Below are 23252 nucleotides of genomic sequence, written 5' to 3'. Positions count from 1 at the left end.
CCGCCATGGCCGACCTGCCCCTCGCCCTCGCGCTCGGCGCCGGAATGCTCGCCGCCGTCAACCCGTGCGGCTTCGCCCTGCTGCCCGCCTACCTCTCCCTGCTCGTCCTGGGCGACGACAGCCCCAGACGCACCGTCGCCGTCGGCCGGGCGCTCGCTGCCACCGCTGCGATGACCGCCGGCTTCGCCGCCTTCTTCGGCGTCTTCGGACTCGTCATCCAGCCCGTCGCCGGCCAGGTCCAGGAGCACCTGCCCTGGTTCACCATCGCTTTCGGCCTGCTCATCACCACGGCCGGAGCATGGCTCCTCGCCGGGCGCCAACTGCCGACCCTGGCCCCGAAACTCCGCCGCGCCCCCGCCGTCACGCGTTCCGTGCCCTCGATGGCGCTGTTCGGCATGGCGTATGCCACCGCCTCCCTCGGCTGCACCATCGCCCCGTTCCTCGCCATCGTCGTCTCCGCCTTCCGCAGCGGCTCCACCGCGGAAGGCATCGCCCTGTTCGCGGCCTACGCCGCCGGGATGGGCCTGATCGTCGGCGCTGCCTCCCTGACCGTCGCCCTCACCCGCACCACCGCGGTCACCCGGCTGCGCCGCCTCGGCGCGATCGCCCCCCGGCTCGGCGGCGGTCTGCTCCTCCTGGTCGGCGCGTACGTCGCCTACTACGGCTGGTACGAGATCCGCGCCCTGCGCAACCCCACCACCACCGACCCCGTCATCGACACGGCGGCCACCGTCCAGCGAGCCGTTGCCGACACCCTGGACACCGCCGGTCCGGCCGTGATCGTCGTACTCTTCGTCCTCCTGCTCCTCGTCACATTGGTGATCCGGCGCCGCAAGCGCACGAGCCGGCACACCGGCTTCCAACCGTGATCAAGGACTCCCGGACACGAGGAGGATCACCTCCCCCTGCTGGAGAGGCCGTGTCGGCGACCCTTATACCGTGTCCTACGTGGTGAGGCGGATGAGTCGTTTGTAGCAGCACAGGGCGGCGAGGCCGAGAAAGGCCAGGTAGTTGCGGGGATCTCGCTCGTAGCGAGGACTCAAGCGGCGGTAGCCGGACAGCCACGACATGGTGCGTTCGATCACCCAGCGGCGGTGCCCTGATCGCTCGCTGGCCTCGATGCCCTTGCGGGCGATGCGCACGCCGATCCGCTTCCCTCGCAGCCATCTGCGCAGGTCGGCCCGGTCGTAGGCTTTGTCGGCGCGCAGGCGCTGAGGCTTGAAGTACCGGCCGCGGTGGGGGTCGTGTCTCGTTTGGTGACCCTCCACCATCGGCTTCAGCCCTTCGCTGTCGTGGGTGTTGCCGGCCGAGACGCCAACGAGGAGGGGCAGTCCGTTCGTGTCCGGCAGGATGTGCATCTTGGAACCCGGCTTGCCCGGTCCACGGGGCTCGGACCTGTGTGTTCGCCCCTTCTTTCGCCCTCACGTGGGCGGTGTCGAGGACGACGCGGGTGACGTCGAGGAGGCCGGCGTCGTCGAGCCGATGCAGCACGGCCTCGTGCAGCCGGCCCCAGACACCGGCTCTCGACCAGATGAGGAACCGCCGATGGGCGGCCGACTTCGATATCCCGAAGCAGGGTGGCAACGCACGCCAGGCGCAGCCGGACACCAGGACGTAGATGATCGCGGCGAACAGCGTCTCATCAGGAGTGTCCTGTGTTCCGCCGCCCTGCGGCCGCACCTTCGACGGCGAGATCAGCGGCTTCGCGATCTCCCACAACCCGTCCGGAACAATTCAACTTCACGTACCCCGCCCCATGTCGAGTTCAACGACGCCTCACCACGTAGGACACGGTCTTAGAGGATGTCTCACGTGGTTGTTCACTGATGCGGCATGATGCTGTTCCGTGGGTGCTGATCTGTCGCGTCGGCTTGTGCCGGACGAACTGTGGGAGCTGACCGCTCCGTTGTTGCCGAGGTTCACGTCCCGTCCGCAGGGTGGCGGTACGGCTCCGGTGGACGAGCGGGCGGTGTTCACGGCCGTGGTGTACGTGCTGACGAGCGGGTGCGCGTGGCGGTATCTGCCGGGGTCGTTCGGTGTTTCGCCGGCCACCGCGCACCGCCGGTTCGCCGTGTGGACCGAGGCCGGGTTGTGGCGCAGGCTGCACCGGGCCGTGCTGGATGAACTCGGCGCCAGGGGTGAGCTGGACTGGTCGTCCGCGATCGTCGATGCCGCGTCGGTGCGGGCGAAAAGGGGGGCTCGCCGACCGGGCCGAATCCGGTCGATCGCGGCAAGAAGGGCAGCAAACTGCACGTGCTGTCCGAGGCCCAGGGCCTGCCGCTGGCTGTCGCGGTGTCCGGTGCGAACCTGCACGACAGTCAGGCGTTCAAGCCGCTGATCCTCGGTATACCCGCTGTCCGCTCCCGGCGCGGACCCCGCCGGAGGCGGCCTGTGAAGATCCGCGCGGACAAGGCGTACTACTCCGCGGAACACCTGCACTGGCTCCGCCACCGCAACCTCGTCCCCCGGATCGCCCGCCCCGGCGTCGAGTCCGGCGAGCGCCTCGGCAGGCACCGCTGGAAGATCGAGCGGTCGATCGCCTGGCTCTTCGGCTACCGCCGCCTCACCGTGCGGTACGAACGCAAGGGCAGCCACTTCCTCGCCTTCCTCGGCCTCGCCGCAGCCCTCACCTGCTACAAGAGACTCGCCAGATCACCACGTGAGACATCCTCTTGAGCTCGGATTTTCATACATCTCTGAACCCGACGAAATGTCAGGGGACTACAGTTACCCCGGTGACATGGTGCGCCCACCGGTAGAAGCTTCATCCTGATGATCCCGCATCGTTGGTCGGCGTAATCGTTCAGAACCGCTTCCTCGTGAGCCGGCCCTGTCCGCCATGAGTAACAGCGGCAGCTCTCAGTCTCCGACAGCCGGAAGCGATCAAGCCCCTATTATTCTTCGGCCTGCGCTTCGGGTACTCCTCCTCGTAAGAGAAAGCCGCAGGTGCACCGGCATCACGTCCGACCAGCGCACGTTGGCCCTCTAGTGCCATATGAGCCAACGCCAGGTATGCCCCCTTGTATGCGCCCCTTGTACCCCTTCTACCGTCACGCCTTTGCCGTGTAGATCCGGCATGTCGTAGGGGGAGCACACAGTGACGGACACGTCAGTCGTACTCGAAAACCTGGTGAAGCCCTGGCACGTGCAGGTCGCCTCGACCACCGCTCTGGCCGGCGCCGTGGCGGACGCTGCGGCCAAGGACGACACGGAGCGGCTGGAGGACGGACGGGAACCGGTTCGGCGCAAACCGGAGTTGCGGAGAGTGCCCGCGGTGGAGGTAGGGCAGTCGGTCACCGTGACGCCGTGGGAGGTTCTGCATGCCCTCGGGGGTGCCACCGTACTCTCCCGGCAGGGCGCGGGACGCGGGTTGGCCGAGCACTGGGGGTGTCTGAAGTACTGCCAGGCGTTGGAGGACAGCTCCGGGAAGTACATGAAGCTGTCCGAGGAGGGGCTGAACCCGCGACGGCACTACAAGACCGTTCAGTCCGGTGAGCTGGGTATTGGTTTCGCGCTCGCCGTTGCCGAGCGCGTAGTCCGGAAACGGTGTCCGGGACAGCGTTTCCCTCGTGGACGCCGACATCGCGCTACAGGCCGGCTGGGCACTGGTGGGCAAGGGCGTGCGGCGCAGGGACTGGGTACGGCAGCGGCCCAACTTCTTCCTGGAGGCATGGAAGCCGGGCGAGCCGTCGAAGGTCGTCCCCCTCGCCTGTAAAGGGATGCATGGGAAGACTCCCTACGTGTACACCCAACTGGCCAGCGCCTCGGCGCAGGTGGAAGCGGTGCACGTGGGCCCGTGGAACGAGACGCCGGTGCTGGTGACGTCGACCGAGTTGCTCGGGCAGCGCGGCATCACCGTTCACATCTTGCAGGCCAACGGCGACGGGGCGTTGGCCTTCGCGCCCGACGATCCGGCTGCGGACGCCGATCGGGCACTCGACGACCTGAACATCTACCCGGACGTCCGCGTCCCGGACCCTGACGGCGGGGAAGAGCAGAGGGTCAGTGGATTCCAGGTGCAGCCCGACCAGTACGCCTGGTTCCGGCGTGCTCTCGCGCGTGCGGGAGCTGCCGGGTTGACGGGCTTCACCGGCGGCGGAGAACTCACCGCGCAGTACCTGACGAAGCGGCAGGGCCGCCGGCACTTCGAAGGCTTCACCCATGCCGGTACCGGCATCGTCCAGGACGTGGAAATCGAGATCGGCGGGGTGAACTTCGTCGGCACCGACCATGTGTTCCGGCTGAACGGCACCCGGGTCGAGACGTTCTCCGGACTCGCCGAGAACCTCTTCCGCCACCTGCGGGACGGCCGGGTGGAGCAATACCGGCGAGAGGCGCACGCCCTGCGCGCGTCCTGGCGTTCCGCGCGGTTCGAGGACGACTGGAACGGACCTGTGTCCCTACGTGAAGACGGCTCAATCATGGCGATGAGCCTTCTGCCGGAGACGCCCAGAAAGCGCCGGGCCAAGAAGCGGAGCTGACCGGCGGACGACGACCGGAGGGGAAGAGCGAGTCTGGCCGAATGCCGTCACCCTCGCTCTTCCACGACTGTCTCCGCAGGCGCACCTCATGCCAAAGTCACGTGCACAGAGCAGAAAAGCGATGAACGGCAGCAAGGAGAGCCCATGCAGGGCGGGGGATTCCAGTGGCGACTCGTTGTGCCCACGGGCGGCGACACGCTTCGGCAAGAGCGCCTCACCCGGGACCTGTACGACACGTTACGGGCGGCAGACGGCCTGGCCGTCGGCTTCGCCGACGAAGAAGCGTCTGCCGAGCCTGGACACAAGGGTGCGGGCGTGGGCGAGGTTGCGCTGTGGGCGGCCACGGCAACCGCTGTCGCCCGTCCGGCCTCTCAAGTGCTGATCACCCTGATCAAAGAGTGGTGTGCCAAGGAACGGCACCGCAAGGTCGAGGTGTCTTACGGGGAGAACTCGGTCAAGATCACAGGTCGTCCGGACGCGGCGCAGGAACGGATGGTCCACGAGTTCCTGGCCCGGGCCACCACTGGCGAGGGCCCGGGCCCGGAGGACGGCGCAGCGTGACCCGTCTGCACAAACGCCGCGCCCTGCTGATCGGCACCGAGCACCATGACGACGGTCGCTTCGCGCCACTGCCGTCCACACAGGCGGATGTCTGGGGGCTCGCTCAGGTTCTGCGGCATCGAAATATCGGCAACTTCGTCTCCATCCAGACGAAGACCGACCTCACGGCCGACGACATGCGACTGGCCATCGGCGAGTTCCTCACGGCGTGCGACGAGGACGAACTGGCACTGCTGTACGTCTCGGGGCACGGTGTGAGACGGGTCAGGGACGGCGGCGAGTTCCACGTCGTCGCCCGGGACACCGACTTCGACCGGGTGGCCGAGACCGGTGTCAGCGCCGGGTTCGTCAATGAGCTGCTGGAACAGTGCGTCGCGCCGCAGAAGGTGGTGATGATCGACTGCTGTCGCAGCGGTGGCTTCGCCGTCGGCCTGCGCACCTCCGACCAGCAGCCGGACGGCACCGTGGCCAAGTCCGGCGAATCGGCCCTGCTGACCAGTCGGGGCGTCTACGTCCTGTCGTCCTCGCGCGCCGGCGAGGACTCGTACGCCGATGCCGGTCAAGGCGCCGACGTGAAGCCTTCCGCATTCACCGCCGAGGTGATCGAAGCCCTCCGAACGGGCAAGGTCAGCAAGGACGGCAGCAGTGAAGTGTCGGTGGACGACCTGTTCGCCTACGTCAACCGGCGTATGCGGGCCCGAGGAGGCCGACAGGTACCGGTGCATTCGGCGCACGGTGTCGACGACCGCATCGTGATCGCCGCCTCTCCGCTCGGCCGTGCCCCGATTCTCGAACCGCTGAGTCACCGACCACGTCAGGCCGCGGATCAGCCGCAAGCCGGCCCCGCGAAGTCTGCGGTAACTCAGCCGACCTGGTCCGACCTCCTGGACTACTACCGTGAGTGCGTCCTGGCCGGTGACACCGAGACGCCGCTGATGGAGGTGGGGCATCACAACGCGTCGTACGCCTGCCTGACCGGGGCGGAACGCTTCCTCTCGGGCGATGTCGATGCCGACGGCTGCGTCGCCCTCCCCGAGGAGGCAGCCGCCCTCATCGAATCGGCGACCGAGCAGGACGCCGAGCTCTGGGCGGGCTATCCCGCCGTGGTCCTGACGGGGCCGCGCACCGGTCGCTCCTGGCGGCATCCGAAGTTCGCCCCCTTGCTCATACGGCGCGTCGAGATCGTCCAAGGGGAGGGCGGGGTGCGGCTGAAACCCTACGGCCCGGTTCAGCCACATCCACGACTCGCTGTCGACTGGCTCGGCGAGGAACAAGCGTCTCAGCTCGCGGACACCTTCCAGCCCTCCTGGCACCGGGGTCAGCACGACCGTATGGCAGTGGAGGCCCGCAATCTCCTGGCCGAGGACTTCGAGTTGCCGTGCGTGCAGGAACTCCGCCCCGACCAGCTTGCGGACCGTATCGACGTCCACACTCCCGGCCACGGTGCCCGTAATGCCGCGGTCCTCTTCACGGCCCTTCCCGAAACCGGCTTCACGAAGCGGCTCCTCGACGACTTCACGGACATCGGAAAGCAGACGGACCAGATCCAGATGACCGCCCTCGGCGCCCTCGCGCCCGACGCCGCCCAGCGCGCACGTGCGCTGGCTCTGGCAGATACGGAACCGGAGCGCCTGGTGACGCCTCTGCCCTGTAACGAAGCCCAGGCCGAGGTCATCCGTTCTGCCATGACCCGCCGCCTGACCGTTGCCACGGGTCCTCCCGGCACCGGCAAGAGCCAGCTGGTGGCCAATCTCGTCGCCACCGCCATCGTCGACGGGCAGACTGTCCTGGTGGCGTCCACGAACAACGAGGCCGTGGACGAGGTCTGGCGTCGGTGCGACAGGCTGGTCCCCGGCAGCGTCGTACGCACCGGCTCGGCCCGAAAGAACGCGACGAGCAACGCGGAGCACGAGATCGCCGCCCTGCAGGAGTTGCGGACCATGGCGGATCCCTCGCCCAACGTGGCCACCGCCGCCGTGGAGGTCGACGTGTCGGCCGACCAGCTCGCCCGTGACCGGCACGCTCTCGCGCATATCGCGACCACGGAACGGCAGCTGCGCCAGGCCGGTGAGGCCCGCGAGGAGCACGCCAGGCAGCTCGGTGTTGCCGTAACCGAACTGCACCAGGTACTCAATGGGCCGACGCAACCGAAAGAGATGGAGGAGAAGGCGGGCCGCCTCGCCCGCGCGTGGTTCCTCGGGCGCTGGCGGCGCACCCGTTTTCTGCGTACGCACGGCCTCGGCGCGTACGACGGTGATCACGTCGCAGGGTGCCTCGCGCTCGCCGGCTTCGCCGCCGCCGAGGCCGACTGGCGTGACCTGCACCGTCAGGTGGCTTCCGTCGATGACACACATCTGTCCAAAGCTCTGCACGGCGCCGAGGCGGCTGTGCATGCCGCGTCGCGCACCCTTCTCGCCAGCACTGTGCAGGCACACGCACGGGCCGGGCGTCGCCGCATCCTCGACCTGCTCCGCGCACGGGACAGCGACCGCAGCGACTGGCCCGACATACGGGAAGTCCTCGGCCGGGCCCACGGGCAGAAGGCCCAGCCCGCAGTGGCCGGCTGGGCGGTGACCAGCCTTTCCGCCCGGCGTTTCCCACCCGGCCCGGCTTTGTTCGACCTCGTCGTCATCGACGAGGCCAGCCAGTGCGCCATCCCGCACGTTCTGCCGCTGCTGTTCCGCGCGCGGCGGGCTCTGGTGATCGGTGACGCCATGCAGTTGGCGCACATCGCGAAGATCAGCCCGGAACGCGAGGCGCTCGTCCGACGGAAACTCGGACTGCGATCGGAGTGGCTGGAGAAGCATCGCCTTGCCTACCGGCGCCACTCCGCCTTCCACGCCGCCGAGAAGTCCGCCGGCGGCACCCTGCTGCTCGACGAACACTTCCGCTGCCACCCGCGCATCGCCGCGATCTCCAACGACTTCTTCTACGACGGTGACCTGACCGTTCTCACGGACACTCGCGGACGGCCTGCCCTGCCGCGTCCGGCAGTCATCTGGACCCACGTGCCCGGACGGGCCGCCCGGTCGCCGTACGGCGGCTCGTGGGTCAACGAGGTCGAGATGGACAAAGTGGATGCGAGCGTCCGGTATCTCTTGGAGCAACTGCCCCCAGGAGCCACCATCGGCGTCGTGACCCCCTTCACAGCGCAGGCCGAAGCACTGCGCCGTCGGTTGAGCCGATATGACGAGGAGCGTCTGCGCGTCGGTACGGTGCACACTTTCCAAGGCGGCGAACGCGACGTCATGGTGTTCTCACTTGTCGCCGGGGAGGGCATGCGCCCCGGCGCCGTCGAATGGGTCGCCGGCCAGCTGAATCTCTGGAACGTCGCCATCACCAGAGCACGCAGTCACCTCATCGTGGTGGGGGACAAAGACCGCTGGCGGAAGCGGGGCGGTGTGGCCGGCGCGTTGCTCGACGCAGCGGATTACGACGGCTCCAGGCCACAGGACCAGGCCGGCGACCCCCTGTCCAAGCGCCTCTATCAGGCCCTCTCCCGGCTACCCGGGGCCACCGTCACCTTGGGTGAGAGCCTCCACGGGCATCCGGCCGATGCGCTGGTGCGCGGCACCGATGGCACAGCGACCCGGGCCGTACTGCTCGACCGAGGGCCAGAGGAAGGTGCCGACGCGGCACGTCACCTGCGGCTGACGCTGCACCGACGGAACCTGCTGAGCGGCAGCGGCGAAAAAGAAGAAGCCATCCGCTGGCCGGCGTGGCGGCTGTACGACACGAAAGGGAGCTGATCAGGCAGCAGCCCTGCCTCCTGCCCCTATACAGGGGGTTACTCGCTGTACGCCTGCTTCCAGCGTGTCCGGTGCCGGGCGTTCCCCTGACCGGCACCGTTGATCTCGGCGAGTGACATCAAGGAGGCCCCTCCGTTCCACACCCCCAGGTGGTCACGGTGTACGGCGAGAATCCCGTGCTGCAACGCGAACTTCTCGGACGGCCGACTGAACCGCGTGGTCGTCACGAACACGGCCAGGTCGGCACCGAAATGCACCCGAGCCCCGAGCAGGTCCCGCAGTTCACGGCTCGCGATCGTGCTGGTCGGTGCGTACCGCTTGCACTGGATCACCATGCTCCGGCCGTCTGGCAATCGGCCGACGACGTCAGCTCCGTTGTCGTTCGCGCCGCCCACCCGGCGTACCTCGACGCACCCGTCTCGTCGGCAGAGGTTCGCGACCAGTTCCTCGAACTGTGTACCGGTCATCGCATCCACCTCGGTCAGCGTCCGCCGACCGGCATCGATCATGTCGGCCTGTCGCCAGGCGTGGTCCCGCTTGCGCACCAGCCGGTCAGTACGCCACAGCCACCAAGCGACCGCTGCCACGCAGCCCAGCAGTAGTACCCCCGTGACGTAGGGCCAGACTACCGACCAGAACATCACCAGGAGAGCTATGGCGATGGCCCCACACGCCGACGCCTGCTTCAGCCGGATCGCCCTCCGCTTTCGCGCAGCCGCACCTCGTCCACGCCGAGCTGCCATACCTGCCTCCCGTCCCCGGCCACCTCGATTCCGCAGTCTGACCAACGGAGGCCGGCCCGAGTAGAGCGCGGAGTCGGCCATTGGCCGGATCAGGCTGGCGAACGTGCTCCAGGCAACGCGAAGGACGGTGAGGCGCCGACCAGCAAGATCACGACCTACAGATGCAGGAAGCGTTGTCCTCCGAGTCCACCTTTGTGTCGATGAAGTTGGGGCAGCGTACCTAAGAGGTCACGCCTCGCCGGATCCCCGCCGGGCCGGCGATGAGGCGGTCCGCCCGGTGCTCCGTCAGCCGGTGGTCAGGGTGATCGCGTCGGGGATGGTGTCGAACGCCTCGCTCACGCGGGCGGCGAGTGTCGCATGACCGCCCCTGCCGCGGCTGCCGGCGCCTTCACCGCGGCCGGCCGTCCAGTTCTTGGCGCCGACGCGGTAGGCGCCGAAGGCAATTTCTCCGAGCAGACGCAGCCGTATCTCCTCCCGGCCATCGCGACCGAGTTTGACTTCGAGCTGCTCGACGATCTGCTCCTGGTGGTGGCTGGCCATGACGAGGCTGTGCCTGCGCAGCCCACTGTGGCCGGCGGCGAGACGGCGGGTGGCCAGGAAGCGGCGTGGCCAGTCCTCGTCCATGCCGGTGATGGCGGTGGTCAGGGCGGTCCGTAGGGCGGTGAGGACATCGCCGTGCAGGTCGGTCGCCGTGAACTCGTCCACGTAGACGATCCACAGCTCGGCCTCCGCGGCGAGAGCCGCGGACTCCTTGGACGAGTAGTAGCGGAAGAAGGTCCGCTTGGAGATCTCGACCTCGTCGACGAGTTCGTCCAGGGTCACCTCGTCGAAGCCCCGCTCGGTGAAGCGTGTGAGTGCCACGTCGGCCAGGGCGCGGAAGGTGCGCTGCTTCTTGCGCTCGCGCAGGGGCAGGGCGCGGTCGGCCGCACTGCTGACGGCGGCGGAACCGGAGGTCGGGATGGCCATGCACGTCACCCTAAGCCTTCCGTACGGAGAAGCCTCTGATGCGTTAGTGCCCTTCACACCGGCGAACTCGGCGCCCGCGTCGAGGAGATGTTCACCGGGCACGACCAAGTACTGCTCTTCGGCCGTGGCGAGGACGCACAGCGGGTCTTCGACGAGCGCAACCACGGTGTCTTCGAGGCCGCACACCGCGCCCAGTTCCTCTCCGGCATCATTCAGCCGGCCACAGCCTTCCTCGGGCACCTCACCTTCGTCGCGGTCGCCGTGTGCGGTGGGCTGCGAGTGGCGTCCGGCGCGATGACCGTCGGTGAGATCCAGGCATTCATCACCTACACCCTGCAGTTCAACAACCCCCTCACCCAGGCCGCCGCCCTGGTCAGCATCGTGCAGTCCGGCGTCGCCTCCGCGGAGCGCGTCTTCGAACTCGTCGACGCCGACGAGCAGACACCCGACCCGCAGGAGCCGCGGCAGCTCCCGGGGATCTCGGGCAAGGTCGAGTTCGAGCAGGTGTCCTTCCGCTACGAACCGGACGAGCCGCTGATCGAGAAACTCGACCTCGCGGTCGCACCGCACGAAACCGTGGCCATCGTCGGCCCCACCGGCGCGGGCAAGACCACCCTGGTCAACCTGCTGCTGCGGTTCTACGAACCCACCAGCGGCCGCATCACCCTCGACGGCATCGACATCGCCGCCCTTCCCCGCGCCGCACTGCGCCGCCACATCGGCATGGTGCCCCAGGACACCTGGCTCTTCGAAGGCACCATCGCCGCCAACATCGCCTACGGCAAGGACAGCGCCACTCACGAGGAGATCGTGGCGGCGGCGACGGCAGCCCGTGCCGACCACTTCATCCGCACACTGCCCGACGGCTACCAGACCCTCCTCGACGAGAACGGCGCCAACCTGAGCGACGGCGAACGCCAACTCCTCACCATCGCCCGCGCCTTCCTCACCGAACCGCCGATCCTGGTCCTGGTCCTGGACGAGGCCACCTCGTCAGTCGACACCCGCACCGAGGTGCTGATCCAGCACGCCATGGCCGATCTGCGCACAGACCGGGCCAGCTTCGTCATCGCCCACCGCCTCTCCACGATCCGCGACGCGGACACCATCCTGGTCATGGAGCAGGGACGCATCGTCGAACACGGCCGGCTCGAGGAACTGCTGGCGGCCGACGGCGCGTACGCACGCCTGTACGCGGCCCAGTTCGCCCGGGTGGCCACGCAACTCGCTTAACCGGTCCGCCGCTCGGGGCGGCGCGGCAGGGCGAGCGCGACGACGGCCGTGACCGTCAGCACCGCCGCGATGGCCAGGAAGGCCCGCGCGTACCCGGCGGTGAGTGCCGGTACGCCGACGCCGTCGGTGGCGGCGAGCGTGGACAGGACGGCGAGACCGAGTGCGCCGCCGACCTGCTTCGTGGTGTTCATCAGCCCGGAAGCCGCCCCGGCGTCGGCAGGAGCTACGTCGCTGGTGACCGCGGTGGTGATCGGTGTGAGCAGGAGCCCGCTGCCGATCGAGATGACCAGTGCCGGGCCCAGGATCCCGTCGACGTAGCCGCTGTCGGGGCTGATCCGGCTCTGCCACCAGAAGCCGGCCGCCGAGACGACGGCGCTGGTGACGATCAGGGTCCGTGGGCCGGTGCGCTCCATCAGGCGTGGCGCGAGGCGGGCGCCGACGGCCATGGTCACCAGCGTGTGCGGCAGGAAGCCCACGGCCGTCCGCAAAGGGCCGTAGTGCAGTACCTGCTGCATGTAGAGGGAGAGGAAGTACCACATCGGGATGAGGCAGGCCCCCGTCAGCAGCAGGACCAGGTTGCCCACGCCCACCGACCGGATCCGCAGGAGGCGCGCGGGCACCAGGGGAGTGTGCACCACACGGGCCTCCACCCGGACGAAGACCGCCAGAGCCAGCACCCCTGCCGCTGTCGCCCCGGCGGTGAGAGCATCGTCCCCGCCGCGTGAGTTCGTCTGCGCCAGTCCGAAGGTGAGGCCGGCGATTCCGGCCGTCGCCAGTGAGGCCCCCGCGACGTCGAGGCGCGGCCTGGGCCCACCGTCCCGCCCGCCCGGCACCAGACGCCCGCCCAGCAGGACGCCCGCGGCGCCGATCGGCACGTTGACCAGCAGGATCCACCGCCACGACAGGTACTCGGTCAGCGCGCCGCCGATCAGGTTGCCCGCGGCGCCGCCGGCCACCCCGACCGCCGTCCAGGCGCCCAGCGCGCGCGTCCGCGACGGCCCCTCGGTGAACGTCCCGGTCAGTACGGTCAGGGTGGCCGGGGCGAGCAGCGCCGCCCCGGCTCCCTGCACCGCGCGAGCGGCGATCAGCGCTGCGGGTGACGAGGCAAGTCCTCCCACCAGGCTTGCACCGGAGAACAGTGCCAGCCCCAGCACGAAGGCCCGCCGGTGCCCCAGGACGTCCGCGAGGCGACCGCCCAACAGCAGGAGTCCGGCGAACGCGAGCCCGTAGGCGTTGACCACCCACGACAGGTCCGCCGTCGTGAAGCCGAGGGCGGTGCGGATCGACGGCAGGGCGACGTTCACCACGGAAACGTCCAGCACCACCATGAACTGCGCAGCACAGGCCAGACCAAGTATCCATGCCGCGCGACGGCGCCCTACGGCGGGGGCGGCCCGCACCGTGCTTCCCTCGGACGCCCCGTACTCCTGCGTCACGTCACCCAGCCCCTCCCGAGTCCCTCACCGGTCATGTGCGGTCACCTTCAATGGACCTGGCAGACGTTATGATACGGCGTACCAAAACCGCGCGGGAAGGTGAAGCGAGCGTGCCGAGGACCGCTGACCATGCGCAGCGCAAAGCCCAGATCATCAACGGCCTCATCCGCCTGGCCACCCGCACCGGCCTCCATGCCGTGACGATGCGCGCGGTCGCCGCGGAGGCGGGCGTATCGGTCCGGCTCGTGCAGTACTACTTCGAGACCAAGGCCCAGCTGCTGCTTGCCGCGCTCGGGCATCTGGAAGAACGCAGTCACGACCGCTGGGCGGCCCGCCTGGCCACCGGGCAGGACCCGCCGTCCCCGCGTGAGCGCGTTGAGGCCCTGCTCGCCGAGGCCCTGCCCACGGACGAGGCGAGCCGCACCTTCCACCTGCTGTGGACGTCCTGCGCGATGTTGGCGATGACCGACCCGGAGCTGGCTGCCCAGCCCTTCGTCGAAGGGCCGAACCGACTGGAGGCACAGCTCGCCGAGCTGTTGCGGCAGGCACAGAACGACGGCGTGCTCGACGCAGTGGCCGATCCGTACGCCGAGGCGGCACGGCTGCTTGCCCTGAGCCACGGACTCGGAACGTGTGTCATGGTCGGTCAGCGCACCCCGCAGGCCGCCACGCAACTGCTGGGGTATCACCTCGACCGACTGTTCACGTCCTCCGAGGCGCATTGACCCGCAGCGGCAGGCGTACTGCTGAGCCGAGCCCTACCCGCCGAGGCAACCCTTACGTCACCGTAGACTCTTCAGGAGTTCCGCAGTACGCATGCGAGGGAGGACGAGCCATGGCCGGGGTAGCGGACTGCCCGTCGTGCGGAGAGAGCGAGGAGCTGCGCGGCGAGCCGGTCGAGGGCGACATCAAGGTCACCTGTCTGAGGTGCGGGGCCCGGTGGATGCGTGGCGGTCCTCGCTGCGCGGGCTGTGGCGGTACGGACATCGTGCACCGCCCGCAGGCTATGACCCGCTATTCGCGCGGTACCCAGCTGTCGATCATCGGTTGGCGCGAGCTGCCGCTGTGCCGGGTCTGCGACGCCGAAGCACTCCAGACCTCCATCGCCGAGAACGTACCCGTCCCCAGCGACTACGTCGCACTCTGCCTCAACGGCGGGGGGCATGAGCCGGTGACGCGGGCAACGCCGCCGACGGAGGGGAAGACGCCGCCACCGGCGGCGCCCGCGCGGGAAGCAGTGGCCTCGACCGAGCCGAAGCGGGCGGCGGAGGGCACGCCCAGGCCCAGGTCGCGGTCGGGTCGCCGGAAGACCACGCCTACGGCACCGCCTCCCGTGGTGCCCACCGTGCGGCAGGCGATCAGCGCCTTCATGACCGAGGCGTCGGGCCAGGCCGACGCGACCGCCATGCTGCTGCTCGGCACCCACCTGGGTTCCCACAACCGGCTGAGCGTGCTGGACACGGACGGCGCCGCCCGGCAACTGGCCGACTGGTGCAACGGCCACTGGGCCGACGGGAGTGACCGCTCGAGGCGGGCGGTGGGCACCATCTGCCGGGCGGTCGACTTCTGGGGCGCCCGTGGCTGGCTCGTCACCGACCCGGCCGCCGGTCTGCGCTGAGCAGGCATACGACGAGCCTTCGACCTGCTCACCGAGGGAGGGGGAGACCGGCCGGCCGGCTCCTGATGGTGCGCGGGCCGCCTCACTGGGACGAGCGCGCCTTACCGTCTGGGGTCACTCCTGCACGGGAGAGGATGCCGGGTCCGTCTTCGCGAGATAGACCGTGTTGGTTGCGGTGCCGCCCTGCAGAGGGTTGTCGAAGGTCACCACGTGCGCCTCGTGTTCGGCGAAGACCTGCGCGAGTGCGGAGCCGAACTGTTCGTCGGGCGGGTCGTTCGACCACAGCGCGAAGACACCGCCGGGATAGAGGCGGTCCGTGAGGGCACGCAGTCCCGCAGGCTGGTAGAGCGCGGTGTGACCCGGATGGAGGACATGCTGCGGTGAGTGATCGATGTCCAGCAGGATGGCGTGGAAGCGGCGACCGGGTTCCTGCGGATCGAGTCCTTGAGAGTCGCCGGCCATGGCGAAGAAGTCGCCGTTCACCATGCGGCACCGGGGATCCGACGTCAGGGCGTCACCCAGAGGCACAAGCCCGCGCTGGTGCCAGCCGATCACTTCCCCCAGCGCCTCCACGACGATCAGCGAGCGCACGCGCGCGTCGTCCAATGCTGCCCGGGCGGTGTATCCGAGGCCGAGTCCGCCTACGGCGACGTCCAGGTCGCCGCCGGGAGTCCCTGCCAGACCCAGTCGGGCGAGGGCGATCTCGCCCTCGGTGAAGAGGCTGGACATGAGGAACTCGTCGCCGAGCTTGACCTCGTACACGTCATCACCCGAGGCCGGGTGCCGACGCCGCCGCAGGCTGATGTCCCCCAGCCGTGTCGGACGCCAGTCGATCTCCTCGAAACGTACACTCATGGAATCCCTTCCCGGTCATCGCCTCGATGCCGGTGAGTCGTATGCGCCGGGATGGTGCAGTGGTTGACGACGCGGCAGCCAACGCGGGCTGCGTGGCAGACGCTACGGCAGGTACCGATGGCGGCCGGGGATCCGGCCGTTGGCTCGAGCGCGAGAGTCGGCCTCGTTTCACTCTTGCGAACTTACCCTGACGCGAGGGTAAGTTCGTAGCCGGCGAGGGCGCCGACATCCGGAGTGAGGCGGTAGTCCATGGGCGGAAGGCTGATGCAGATCGGCGAAGTGTCCGAGCGCACGGGACTCTCCCTGCGGACGATCCGCCACTACGAGGAGGTCGGCGTGGTGGCGCCGAGCGAGCGCAGCGCCGGCGGGTTCCGCCTCTACACCGAGGCCGAAGTACGGCGGCTGGCGCTGGCGCGGCGCATGCGGCCCCTGGGCTTCTGCCTCGAAGACGTCCGCGCCGTGCTGGACGTACTGGAACAACTTCCGGATGGCGGCAGGCCATTGCCGGAGACCGACGAGCAAGTACATGGCGAACTGGTGACGCGACTGCGTTCGTACTGGGTGGAGGCCGACGCGAGGTGTGAGCACCTCCGGCGTCAGCTGGCCTCCGCCGAGGACTTCGCCCAATCTCTGCATGGTTACCTGGCCCGCCTGATGGAAGCCGACGAGGCCGGCCGGGAGGCGGCACGGTGAGCATGAGCAGCGACTGTGCGGCGTCCGGGGCGGTCGGGCGGCGGACGTTCGTGGTGATCGGTCGTCTGCCGTGCGCTCTGCCGCCGGGTCAGTGTGTGAGTCGCTGCCGGAGCGTGGCGGCGAAGTCCTCGGCCATCGCCAGCCGGGCGCGGAGTGTCTCGCAGCGCGCGTCGGCCACCTTCCGGTAGGAGTCGAGCCGCTCCCGCAGCCGGTCCCTCTCCTCTCCGGTGGGGGCATCGTCGGACGCGGAGAGCCGGTCGGTGATGTCCAGCAGGTCGCGCATCTCCTCCAGGGAGAAGTCGAGCGGCTTCATGCGGCGGATCACCATCAGCCGGTCCACGTCCGCCGCCGTGTACAGCCGGAAGCCGCCCTTGCTGCGGGCCGAGGGAATAACCAGGCCGACTTCCTCGTAATGACGGATGGTGCGCAACGACAAACCGGTCCGCTCGGCTACCTCGCCGATCTGCATCTGCCGGGGTTCCGTCATCGCTGAGCCATCTCCCTCTGTGATCCGCCTGATTTCGAAACAGTCAAGTGCGCCAGTCTACGTGAGAACAATCACAGGAACTCGTGTGCTGTTCACCTGCGATTCACAAGCCGCACCGCGCACCCTGTGCTCACGTCAGGGTAGACTTCCGGATGTGCTCGCCTCCGCGGTTCCACGCACGGTAGGGGCGCAACCGCCGCAGCGCAGGCCGCGACGGAGCCTGTAACGGCACCGAAGACTTCCAGGCAATGATGCCTGACCGGCGACCAGAAGGTTGCCGCCCTGTCCGGCAAGGCCCCCGCCGAGGCGGCCGGGCTGCCGGGAGATTCCGCTCTCTCGTGGAATCACGTACGCCCTGCGCGTGTGTCCAGCGGCAACGGACGCGTGCGCCTGAACAGGAACGGTTGCATGTCCTCACCGCTGTCCGCGGCTCCCAGGTTCCGCATGTCCAAGCCCGACTGGCTTGCCTCCCCGAAGGTCCTGCGCACCGAGGTGCTGGCCGGCCTGGTCGTCGCCCTCGCGCTCATCCCCGAGGCGATCTCCTTCTCGATCATCGCCGGCGTCGACCCCAGCATCGGCCTGTTCGCCTCCTTCACCATGGCCGTCGTCATCTCCGTGGTGGGTGGCCGCAAGGCGATGATCTCCGCCGCCACCGGCGCCATCGCCCTGGTCATCGCGCCGCTCAACCAGGAGTACGGCCTCGGCTACATGATCGCCGCCGTCATCCTGGCCGGTGTCTTCCAGGTGATCCTGGGCGCGCTCGGGGTGGCGAAGCTGATGCGGTTCGTGCCGCGCTCGGTGATGGTCGGCTTCGTCAACGCCCTGGCCATCCTGATCTTCATGGCCCAGGTGCCGGAGATGCACGACGTCCCGTGGGCCGTCTACCCGCTCCTCGCCGGCGGCCTGGCCCTCATGGTGTTCTTCCCGAAGGTCACCAAGGTGATCCCGGCGCCGCTGGTCTCCATCGTCGTGCTGACGGTGATCACCGTGGCCGCGGGCATCGCCGTCCCCAACGTCGGCGACAAGGGCGAACTGCCCTCGTCCCTGCCGGTGCCCGGACTGCCCGACGTGCCCTTCACCCTGGACACCCTGACCACCATCGCGCCCTACGCGCTCGCCATGGCGCTGGTGGGCCTGATGGAGTCGCTGATGACGGCCAAGCTGGTCGACGACATCACCGACACCCACTCGGGCAAGACCCGTGAGTCGATCGGCCAGGGCATCGCCAACATCGTCACCGGCTTCTTCGGCGGCATGGGCGGCTGTGCCATGATCGGCCAGACCATGATCAACGTGAAGGTCTCGGGTGCCCGTACCCGTCTGTCCACCTTCCTGGCCGGTACCTTCCTGATCATCCTGGTCGTCGTCTTCGGCCCCATCGTCTCCGACATCCCCATGGCCGCCCTGGTCGCCGTCATGATCATGGTCTCGGTGGGCACGTTCGACTGGCACTCGATCCAGCCCAAGACGCTCAAGCGCATGCCGGTCGGCGAGACGATCGTCATGGCGGTCACCGTCATCTGTGTGGTCGCCACCCACAACCTGGCCATCGGTGTGGTCGTCGGCACCATCGCCGCGATGATCATCTTCGCCAAGCGGGTCGCGCACCTCGCCAACGTCTCCGGCGTCGTCGACCCCGACGGCAAGCAGGTCGTCTACGCGGTCACCGGCGAACTGTTCTTCGCTTCCTCCAACGACCTCGTCTACCAGTTCAACTACAAGGACGACCCGGACGACGTCGTCATCGACCTGTCCGGCACCCACATCTGGGACGCCTCCTCCGTCGCCGCGCTCGACGCCATCGAGACCAAGTACGCCCAGCGCGGCAAGAAGGTCACCATCGTCGGCCTCAACGAGCCCAGCGCCGACATGCACCAGCGCCTGGCCGGACAACTCACCGGCGGTCACTGACCCGTGAGGCCGCCTGCCCCGCACCACCCACGCGGGGCAGGCGGCCTGTCCATGGCAGGGGCGTTTCGGGAGACCGTCCCCACCGCAGGTCCGGTCCGTGTCCGTCCGCTCTCCCGAACGGCAAGCGCCTGCTTCGCTCCTGGGCGGCCAGGGAGGCTCAGCGGATGGGACGACAGCGGTGTCGACGGGCATGAGGCCCGGTAGTGTGTGACAAGCGTCGCGTGCCGGTGGCAGACCGTGTCAGGCATGGAGGCGCCGGACCGAAGGAGGTCGACGATGCACTCGTCGCACCCTTCGCTCGCGCGTGTCTGAGCGCGAGACGACCAGGCTCGTCGCCTGGAGCCAGGAACTCCGCCAGGTGCACAGCCGACTACGAGAAGCGCTGTCCGTGACCCGCGCTTCCCTTGCCGGCGGCACCCCCGGTGAGGCCGCCACCCGTGAACTGCTGCTGTACTGCCATGGTTTCTGCACAGCCCTCGACGGCCATCACCAGGGCGAAGACCGCACCCTGTTCCCGGCCGTCGCGGCTGCGCATCCGGAGCTCCGCCCGGTGCTGCGCTCGCTCGAGCAGGATCACGCGATGATCGCGCACCTGCTCGGCAGTCTCCGTGCCGCGGTCGACCGGGCCGCGCCGCCCGAGGAGCTCGACCGTCACCTCGAGGGCATCGCCGCGATCATGGAGAACCATTTCCGGTACGAGGAGCGGCAACTGCTCACTGTGCTCGACACCTTGGAGCTGGCAGCCGCACCCGGAGAGGTGCTGGGTCCGATATGACCCCGTGCCGGACAACGGGTGGCGGTGGTGACCGCTTCGCCGGATGACACGTCGGAACCCCTGCGGCGCAGGCCCGGGTGATCCGGTGGTGCAGGTGCCGCTCGACTCCGCGCGGGCCTGCTCGATCAGCGGCATGAGCTGCTTGTCACGCACCCTGCGGAATGACCGCGGCTGCTTCTCGCGGGCGAGGTACGTCGCGGCCTTCCTCGAGGTGCATGTCGTAGCACTCGGGCAAGGTGCGGAGGAAAACCGTCGGCAGAAGCGGTTTGTCCACGTGGGCAGACAGCACGTCGTCGCCCGTCATGGACGAGTCGCTTGCCGGCGCCGACCAAGGCTGCCGGCATCACGCCTGTGGGGAGTGGCGGCCCGGAAGTGCCGTGCCGAGGGGGATCTCTGCAGTGGCTCGACTGGGGTCCGCACTCTTTCCGTACGGCAGGGGTGGACTTCGGCGCTCCCGCGCTGACGGCGTCTATGCGCCTCTTGACTCTTGCGTTAGGTTAGAAATGGCGGCCAGGGTGGTGATCGTTGGTCCCGCCTCGGGCCACAGGGGCGGGCGCGTCGGTGCGCCAATCCCGGGGCCGCCACCGGCCGCGGACCGCGAGACCGCTGCGCAGCCCTGCCATTTGCAGGTTTCGCGGCCCGGCGCGGCTCTGGCATGCCTGCGCGAGGGGTTGCGTCGTGCTCACGGCTCAGCTCCCAGCCGGCCGTTGTGCCCAGCCCGTCGATGTCCACCTTCGAACACCGCCGGCCCGGGCGCGCACTCTTTCCCCACGTGGAGGCGCGCAGGACATTGGAGCGGAGGACTTGAGCTTCAACTCTTACCTTCCGTTAGAGTAGTGACGCTTGCCGCTGTCGGCCTGCTTTCGAAGCCGTTCCCGGGCCGTGGCGGAAGTTGCGCCGGCCGCTGCTCGGGGACGGCGCCGAAGCTGCTCACCCTGCCCGGCGCGCGGCAGACGAGATCCGGGCGTAGCCCGGACCCCGACCGCGGCCGGGGCGGGCCCAAGCCTTCCGCGAAGACGAGGTCCACACCCATGCGCATGGCGTTCGGACTCCTGGGAAGCGGGGTGGGCGGCCGACGGCCAGGGTTGGCCCCCGCCCGTGGGAGATCGGGGGCGGCGCCGTCCCTCGGGGGAAAGGGGACGGCGCCGCTTGACGACGACGGCGGCCTGTCGGAACCGTCCTCGTAGCAGCGATTGTCAATCTACCCTAACGTCACGGTAGATTTGTAGTTGCAAGATGAGCCGACAGGCGACGCGAGGCGGTGAGGCCGTGGCTGGAAGGCTGATGCAGATCGGCGAGGTGTCCGAGCGCACGGGTCTGTCCCTGCGGACGATCCGCCACTACGAGAACGTCGGTGTGGTCACCCCCAGCGAGCGCAGCGAAGGCGGCTTCCGGCTCTACACCGAGGCCGAGGTGCGCCGGCTGGCGCTGGCGCGGCGCATGCGGCCCCTGGGGCTGTGCCTGGAGGACGTACGAGGCGTGCTGGACCTGCTGGAGCAGCTGCCCGCCGACGGATCACCGCTGCCGGAAAATGACAGCGAAGCACACGAGGAACTGGTGACACAGTTGCGCGAGTACTGGGTCGATGCCGATGCGCGGTGCGACGACCTGCGCCGGGAACTGGGGCGGGCGGAGGAGTTCGCCCGCTCCCTGCACGACCACTTGGCCCGGGTGATGGACGCCGCCACGGCGGCCGACGGCGGTACGGAGGCCGTCCGATGAGCGCGAGCAGTGACTGGGCGGCGTCCGAGGCGGCCCGTCGGCGGACGTTCGCGGTGATCAGCCACCCGGACGCGGGCAAGTCGACGCTGACCGAGGCCCTCGCCCTGCACGCGCACGCCATTACCGAGGCGGGCGCGGTGCACGGCAAGGCCGGAAGGCGCGGGGTCGCCTCGGACTGGATGGAGATGGAGAAGGCCCGGGGTATCTCGGTCACCTCCGCCGTGTTGCAGTTCGCTCATCGGGAATGCGTGCTGAACCTGCTGGACACCCCTGGTCACGCGGACTTCTCGGAGGACACCTACCGGGTGCTGGCCGCGGTGGACTGCGCCGTGATGCTGATCGACGCGGCCAAGGGTCTGGAGGAGCAGACCCGCAAGCTCTTCGACGTCTGCCGTCACCGGGGCATCCCGGTGATCACGTTCGTCAACAAGTGGGACCGGCCCGGCCGTGAGGCCCTGGAGCTCCTCGACGAGATCGAGCGGGAGTTCCGCCTCAAGCCCACCCCCGTCACCTGGCCGGTCGGCGACGCCGGATACCTGCGCGGACTGGTCGACGTACGGCAGCCCGGACGGATGCTGCGCTACACCCGCACCCCCGGCGGCGCGCGCGAAGCGATCGAGGAAACCGTCTCCGCCCACCAGGCCGCTCTGGAAGAGGGAGCGGACTGGGGCAAGGCGCTCGAGGAACTGGACCTCCTGCAGATCGACGGCGCCGTACACGACCAGGAGACGTTCCTGGCCGGCCGTTCCACGCCGGTGTTCTTCGGCGCGGCCGTCTCCAACATCGGCGTACGGCTGCTGCTCGACGCGGTCGTCGACCTCGCCCCGCCACCCGGGCCGCGCGAGCTGGAGGGCGGGGGAGCCCGGCCGGTGAGCGCCCCGTTCTCCGGACTGGTGTTCAAGGTGCAGGCCAACATGGACCCCGCCCACCGCGACCGGATCGCCTTCATGCGGATCTGCTCGGGCATCTTCGAGCGCGGTATGACGGTCACTCGCGCAGCCTCCGGCAAGCCGTTCGCCACCAAGTACGCGCACAGCGTGTTCGGCCAGGACCGCTCCATGGTCGACATCGCCTACCCCGGTGACGTGGTCGGTCTCGTCAACGCCGCAGCCCTGCGCGTGGGGGACACCCTCTACGCCGGCCAGCCGGCCGTGTTCCCGGCCATGCCGACCTTCGCGCCAGAACACTTCGCCGTGGTCCGCCCGGTCGACCTGAGCCGATCCAAGCAGTTCCGGCGCGGCATCGCGCAGCTGGACGAGGAAGGAGTCGTCCAGGTCCTCGTCTCCGACCTGCGAGGCGATCAGGCGCCCGTCCTCGCGGCGGTGGGACCGATGCAGTTCGACGTCGTCAGCGCACGGATGGCGGGAGAATTCTCCGCCGCTGTGAAATTGGAGATGCTGCCCTATCACCTGGCGCGGGCCACCGACGCGGCCGGCGCCGACGCCCTCAACCGCTCCCGGCTGGTCAAGGGCGAGGCACTGACCAGGATTCGCGACAAGGCCCAGCTCGCGCTGTTCCCGGACCGCTGGCAGGCGAACTCCTTCCAGCGCGAATTTCCTGCCGCCCGACTCGACACCCTTCTCGCCGCGCACGAGTGATGCTCGCCGGACCCGGCTCTTCTCGCAGAAACCGCAGCCCGGGCCACGCCTGGCAAGTCCTGTCTCGGGAGCAGCCGAACCTCACCTTCCAGAAGCGTCGGTGAGCATGATGGTCGTGCTCCCGGAGGACTCGGCCGCGCGCCCCAGCGGCGGCCAGCCGGCCGGGCCTGGGAAGGGGGAGCGGACCCTCGTTCCACGGTGCGAGACATGGAACCGGGGCTGACGGCAAGAAGGCGGAGCTGTCGGCCCGGACCGGCGTGCGAGGTGGCGGCCCCGGTACCACCGTCGAGTGGAGGACCTACCGGGGCCGCCGCGTTGGCGGGACATGTCCAGGAATCCCACCGACATGATCAAATCTATCGTGTAAGCAGAGTTGAAGGGACGTTCGACCCCACTGCGCGAGCGATTTCCCACACGGGTAACT

18 protein-coding genes and 2 pseudogenes are annotated in these 23252 nt (G+C 68.9%); 13 read left to right on the top strand and 7 right to left on the bottom strand.

What is annotated here, in order from left to right:
* Nucleotides 1-5: 5 nt before the first annotated feature.
* Nucleotides 6-869 (top strand): cytochrome c biogenesis CcdA family protein, encoded by an 864-nt coding sequence (locus B9S61_RS22465; protein WP_103543883.1) that lies wholly within the window; start codon nt 6-8, stop codon nt 867-869.
* A 75-nt stretch (nt 870-944) separates the two neighbouring features.
* On the opposite strand, the pseudogene B9S61_RS22460 reads toward B9S61_RS22465, so the two are convergent.
* Nucleotides 945-1734 (bottom strand): annotated as a pseudogene (locus B9S61_RS22460) (IS5 family transposase).
* Between the two features lie 112 nt (nt 1735-1846).
* On the opposite strand from B9S61_RS22460, the gene B9S61_RS22455 reads away from it, so the two are divergent.
* The 4 genes from B9S61_RS22455 to B9S61_RS22440 all read left to right on the top strand — a co-directional run bounded on the left by B9S61_RS22455 (nt 1847) and on the right by B9S61_RS22440 (nt 8791).
* Nucleotides 1847-2676 (top strand): IS5 family transposase gene (locus B9S61_RS22455; RefSeq protein ID WP_374936235.1). Its coding sequence is split into 2 segments (ribosomal slippage): nt 1847-2194 and nt 2197-2676, totalling 828 coding nucleotides; the frame shifts between segments, so codons are not numbered across the junction.
* An 893-nt stretch (nt 2677-3569) separates the two neighbouring features.
* On the top strand, nt 3570-4481 hold the full coding sequence (locus B9S61_RS22450) for a hypothetical protein (RefSeq protein WP_258039793.1): 912 nt from the start codon (nt 3570-3572) through the stop codon (nt 4479-4481).
* A 144-nt stretch (nt 4482-4625) separates the two neighbouring features.
* Complete coding sequence (locus B9S61_RS22445; protein WP_103543881.1) at nt 4626-5042, top strand: hypothetical protein; 417 nt, start codon at nt 4626-4628, stop codon at nt 5040-5042.
* Nucleotides 5039-8791 carry an AAA domain-containing protein gene (locus B9S61_RS22440; protein ID WP_103543880.1) on the top strand — a complete coding sequence of 1251 codons (3753 nt, stop codon included), beginning with the start codon at nt 5039-5041 and terminating at the stop codon, nt 8789-8791. Before B9S61_RS22445 ends, B9S61_RS22440 begins: the two co-directional genes overlap by 4 nt.
* A gap of 38 nt (nt 8792-8829) precedes the next feature.
* On the opposite strand, the gene B9S61_RS22435 is transcribed toward B9S61_RS22440, so the two are convergent.
* Complete coding sequence (locus B9S61_RS22435) at nt 8830-9378, bottom strand: restriction endonuclease (protein WP_258039792.1); 549 nt, start codon at nt 9376-9378, stop codon at nt 8830-8832.
* Nucleotides 9379-9819: 441 nt separating this feature from the next.
* A complete protein-coding gene (locus B9S61_RS22430; protein WP_103543878.1) occupies nt 9820-10500 on the bottom strand; it encodes a TetR/AcrR family transcriptional regulator in 681 nt (226 codons plus the stop codon).
* Nucleotides 10501-10557: 57 nt separating this feature from the next.
* Between B9S61_RS22430 and B9S61_RS22425 the strand changes: the two are divergent.
* Nucleotides 10558-11733: pseudogene (locus B9S61_RS22425) on the top strand (ABC transporter ATP-binding protein); the annotation flags it as partial.
* On the opposite strand, the gene B9S61_RS22420 reads toward B9S61_RS22425, so the two are convergent.
* The gene (locus tag B9S61_RS22420) at nt 11730-13169 is read right to left on the bottom strand and encodes an MFS transporter (protein ID WP_258039791.1); all 1440 of its coding nucleotides are present in this window, start codon (nt 13167-13169) and stop codon (nt 11730-11732) included. The pseudogene B9S61_RS22425 and the gene B9S61_RS22420 sit on opposite strands and share 4 nt — an antisense overlap.
* 110 nt (nt 13170-13279) lie before the next feature.
* Between B9S61_RS22420 and B9S61_RS22415 the strand changes: the two genes are divergently transcribed.
* Nucleotides 13280-13894 (top strand): TetR/AcrR family transcriptional regulator, encoded by a 615-nt coding sequence (locus B9S61_RS22415; RefSeq protein ID WP_103543875.1) that lies wholly within the window; start codon nt 13280-13282, stop codon nt 13892-13894.
* A 110-nt stretch (nt 13895-14004) separates the two neighbouring features.
* The gene (locus tag B9S61_RS22410; protein WP_103543874.1) at nt 14005-14787 is read left to right on the top strand and encodes a hypothetical protein; all 783 of its coding nucleotides are present in this window, start codon (nt 14005-14007) and stop codon (nt 14785-14787) included.
* Nucleotides 14788-14901: 114 nt separating this feature from the next.
* Here the strand turns inward: B9S61_RS22410 and B9S61_RS22405 are convergent, their stop codons facing one another.
* Nucleotides 14902-15642, bottom strand: a complete 741-nt coding sequence (locus tag B9S61_RS22405) for a spermidine synthase (RefSeq protein ID WP_103543873.1) — start codon at nt 15640-15642, stop codon at nt 14902-14904.
* Nucleotides 15643-15891: 249 nt separating this feature from the next.
* Between B9S61_RS22405 and B9S61_RS22400 the strand changes: the two genes are divergently transcribed.
* A complete protein-coding gene (locus B9S61_RS22400; protein WP_103543872.1) occupies nt 15892-16335 on the top strand; it encodes a MerR family transcriptional regulator in 444 nt (147 codons plus the stop codon).
* 88 nt (nt 16336-16423) lie between these two features.
* Here B9S61_RS22400 and B9S61_RS22395 read toward each other — a convergent pair whose 3' ends face one another.
* Nucleotides 16424-16822, bottom strand: coding sequence for a MerR family transcriptional regulator (locus B9S61_RS22395; RefSeq protein WP_103543871.1), 399 nt, complete (start codon nt 16820-16822; stop codon nt 16424-16426).
* 408 nt (nt 16823-17230) lie between these two features.
* On the opposite strand from B9S61_RS22395, the gene B9S61_RS22390 reads away from it, so the two are divergent.
* Both B9S61_RS22390 and B9S61_RS22385 read left to right on the top strand, forming a co-directional pair.
* Nucleotides 17231-18733 (top strand): SulP family inorganic anion transporter, encoded by a 1503-nt coding sequence (locus B9S61_RS22390; RefSeq protein ID WP_103543870.1) that lies wholly within the window; start codon nt 17231-17233, stop codon nt 18731-18733.
* A gap of 304 nt (nt 18734-19037) precedes the next feature.
* A complete protein-coding gene (locus tag B9S61_RS22385; RefSeq protein ID WP_103543869.1) occupies nt 19038-19508 on the top strand; it encodes a hemerythrin domain-containing protein in 471 nt (156 codons plus the stop codon).
* Nucleotides 19509-19653: 145 nt separating this feature from the next.
* Here B9S61_RS22385 and B9S61_RS40980 read toward each other — a convergent pair whose 3' ends face one another.
* Nucleotides 19654-19812 (bottom strand): hypothetical protein, encoded by a 159-nt coding sequence (locus tag B9S61_RS40980; RefSeq protein WP_181007480.1) that lies wholly within the window; start codon nt 19810-19812, stop codon nt 19654-19656.
* Nucleotides 19813-20777: 965 nt separating this feature from the next.
* Here B9S61_RS40980 and B9S61_RS22380 point away from each other — a divergent pair.
* The gene (locus B9S61_RS22380) at nt 20778-21230 is read left to right on the top strand and encodes a MerR family transcriptional regulator (RefSeq protein WP_103543868.1); all 453 of its coding nucleotides are present in this window, start codon (nt 20778-20780) and stop codon (nt 21228-21230) included.
* Complete coding sequence (locus tag B9S61_RS22375) at nt 21227-22828, top strand: peptide chain release factor 3 (protein ID WP_103543867.1); 1602 nt, start codon at nt 21227-21229, stop codon at nt 22826-22828. Before B9S61_RS22380 ends, B9S61_RS22375 begins: the two co-directional genes overlap by 4 nt.
* Nucleotides 22829-23252 lie beyond the last annotated feature (424 nt).

The organism is Streptomyces sp. SM1 (assembly GCF_002910825.1).
Taxonomy (GTDB): Bacteria; Actinomycetota; Actinomycetes; order Streptomycetales; family Streptomycetaceae; genus Streptomyces; species Streptomyces okerensis.
The sequence above is the reverse complement of the archived record's forward strand: the minus strand, read 5'-3'. Positions and strand labels throughout refer to the sequence as shown.

What these genes read in the sequence shown, in the direction of transcription:
- B9S61_RS22430 (WP_103543878.1), bottom strand. Translation starts at nt 10,500, where the DNA reads ATGGCCATCCCGACCTCCGGTTCCGCCGCCGTCAGCAGTGCGGCCGAC.
- B9S61_RS22410 (WP_103543874.1), top strand. Translation starts at nt 14,005, where the DNA reads ATGGCCGGGGTAGCGGACTGCCCGTCGTGCGGAGAGAGCGAGGAGCTG.
- B9S61_RS22390 (WP_103543870.1), top strand. Translation starts at nt 17,231, where the DNA reads ATGTCCTCACCGCTGTCCGCGGCTCCCAGGTTCCGCATGTCCAAGCCC.
- B9S61_RS40980 (WP_181007480.1), bottom strand. Translation starts at nt 19,812, where the DNA reads ATGACGGGCGACGACGTGCTGTCTGCCCACGTGGACAAACCGCTTCTG.
- B9S61_RS22465 (WP_103543883.1), top strand. Translation starts at nt 6, where the DNA reads ATGGCCGACCTGCCCCTCGCCCTCGCGCTCGGCGCCGGAATGCTCGCC.
- B9S61_RS22445 (WP_103543881.1), top strand. Translation starts at nt 4,626, where the DNA reads ATGCAGGGCGGGGGATTCCAGTGGCGACTCGTTGTGCCCACGGGCGGC.
- B9S61_RS22400 (WP_103543872.1), top strand. Translation starts at nt 15,892, where the DNA reads ATGGGCGGAAGGCTGATGCAGATCGGCGAAGTGTCCGAGCGCACGGGA.
- B9S61_RS22395 (WP_103543871.1), bottom strand. Translation starts at nt 16,822, where the DNA reads ATGACGGAACCCCGGCAGATGCAGATCGGCGAGGTAGCCGAGCGGACC.
- B9S61_RS22405 (WP_103543873.1), bottom strand. Translation starts at nt 15,642, where the DNA reads ATGAGTGTACGTTTCGAGGAGATCGACTGGCGTCCGACACGGCTGGGG.
- B9S61_RS22375 (WP_103543867.1), top strand. Translation starts at nt 21,227, where the DNA reads ATGAGCGCGAGCAGTGACTGGGCGGCGTCCGAGGCGGCCCGTCGGCGG.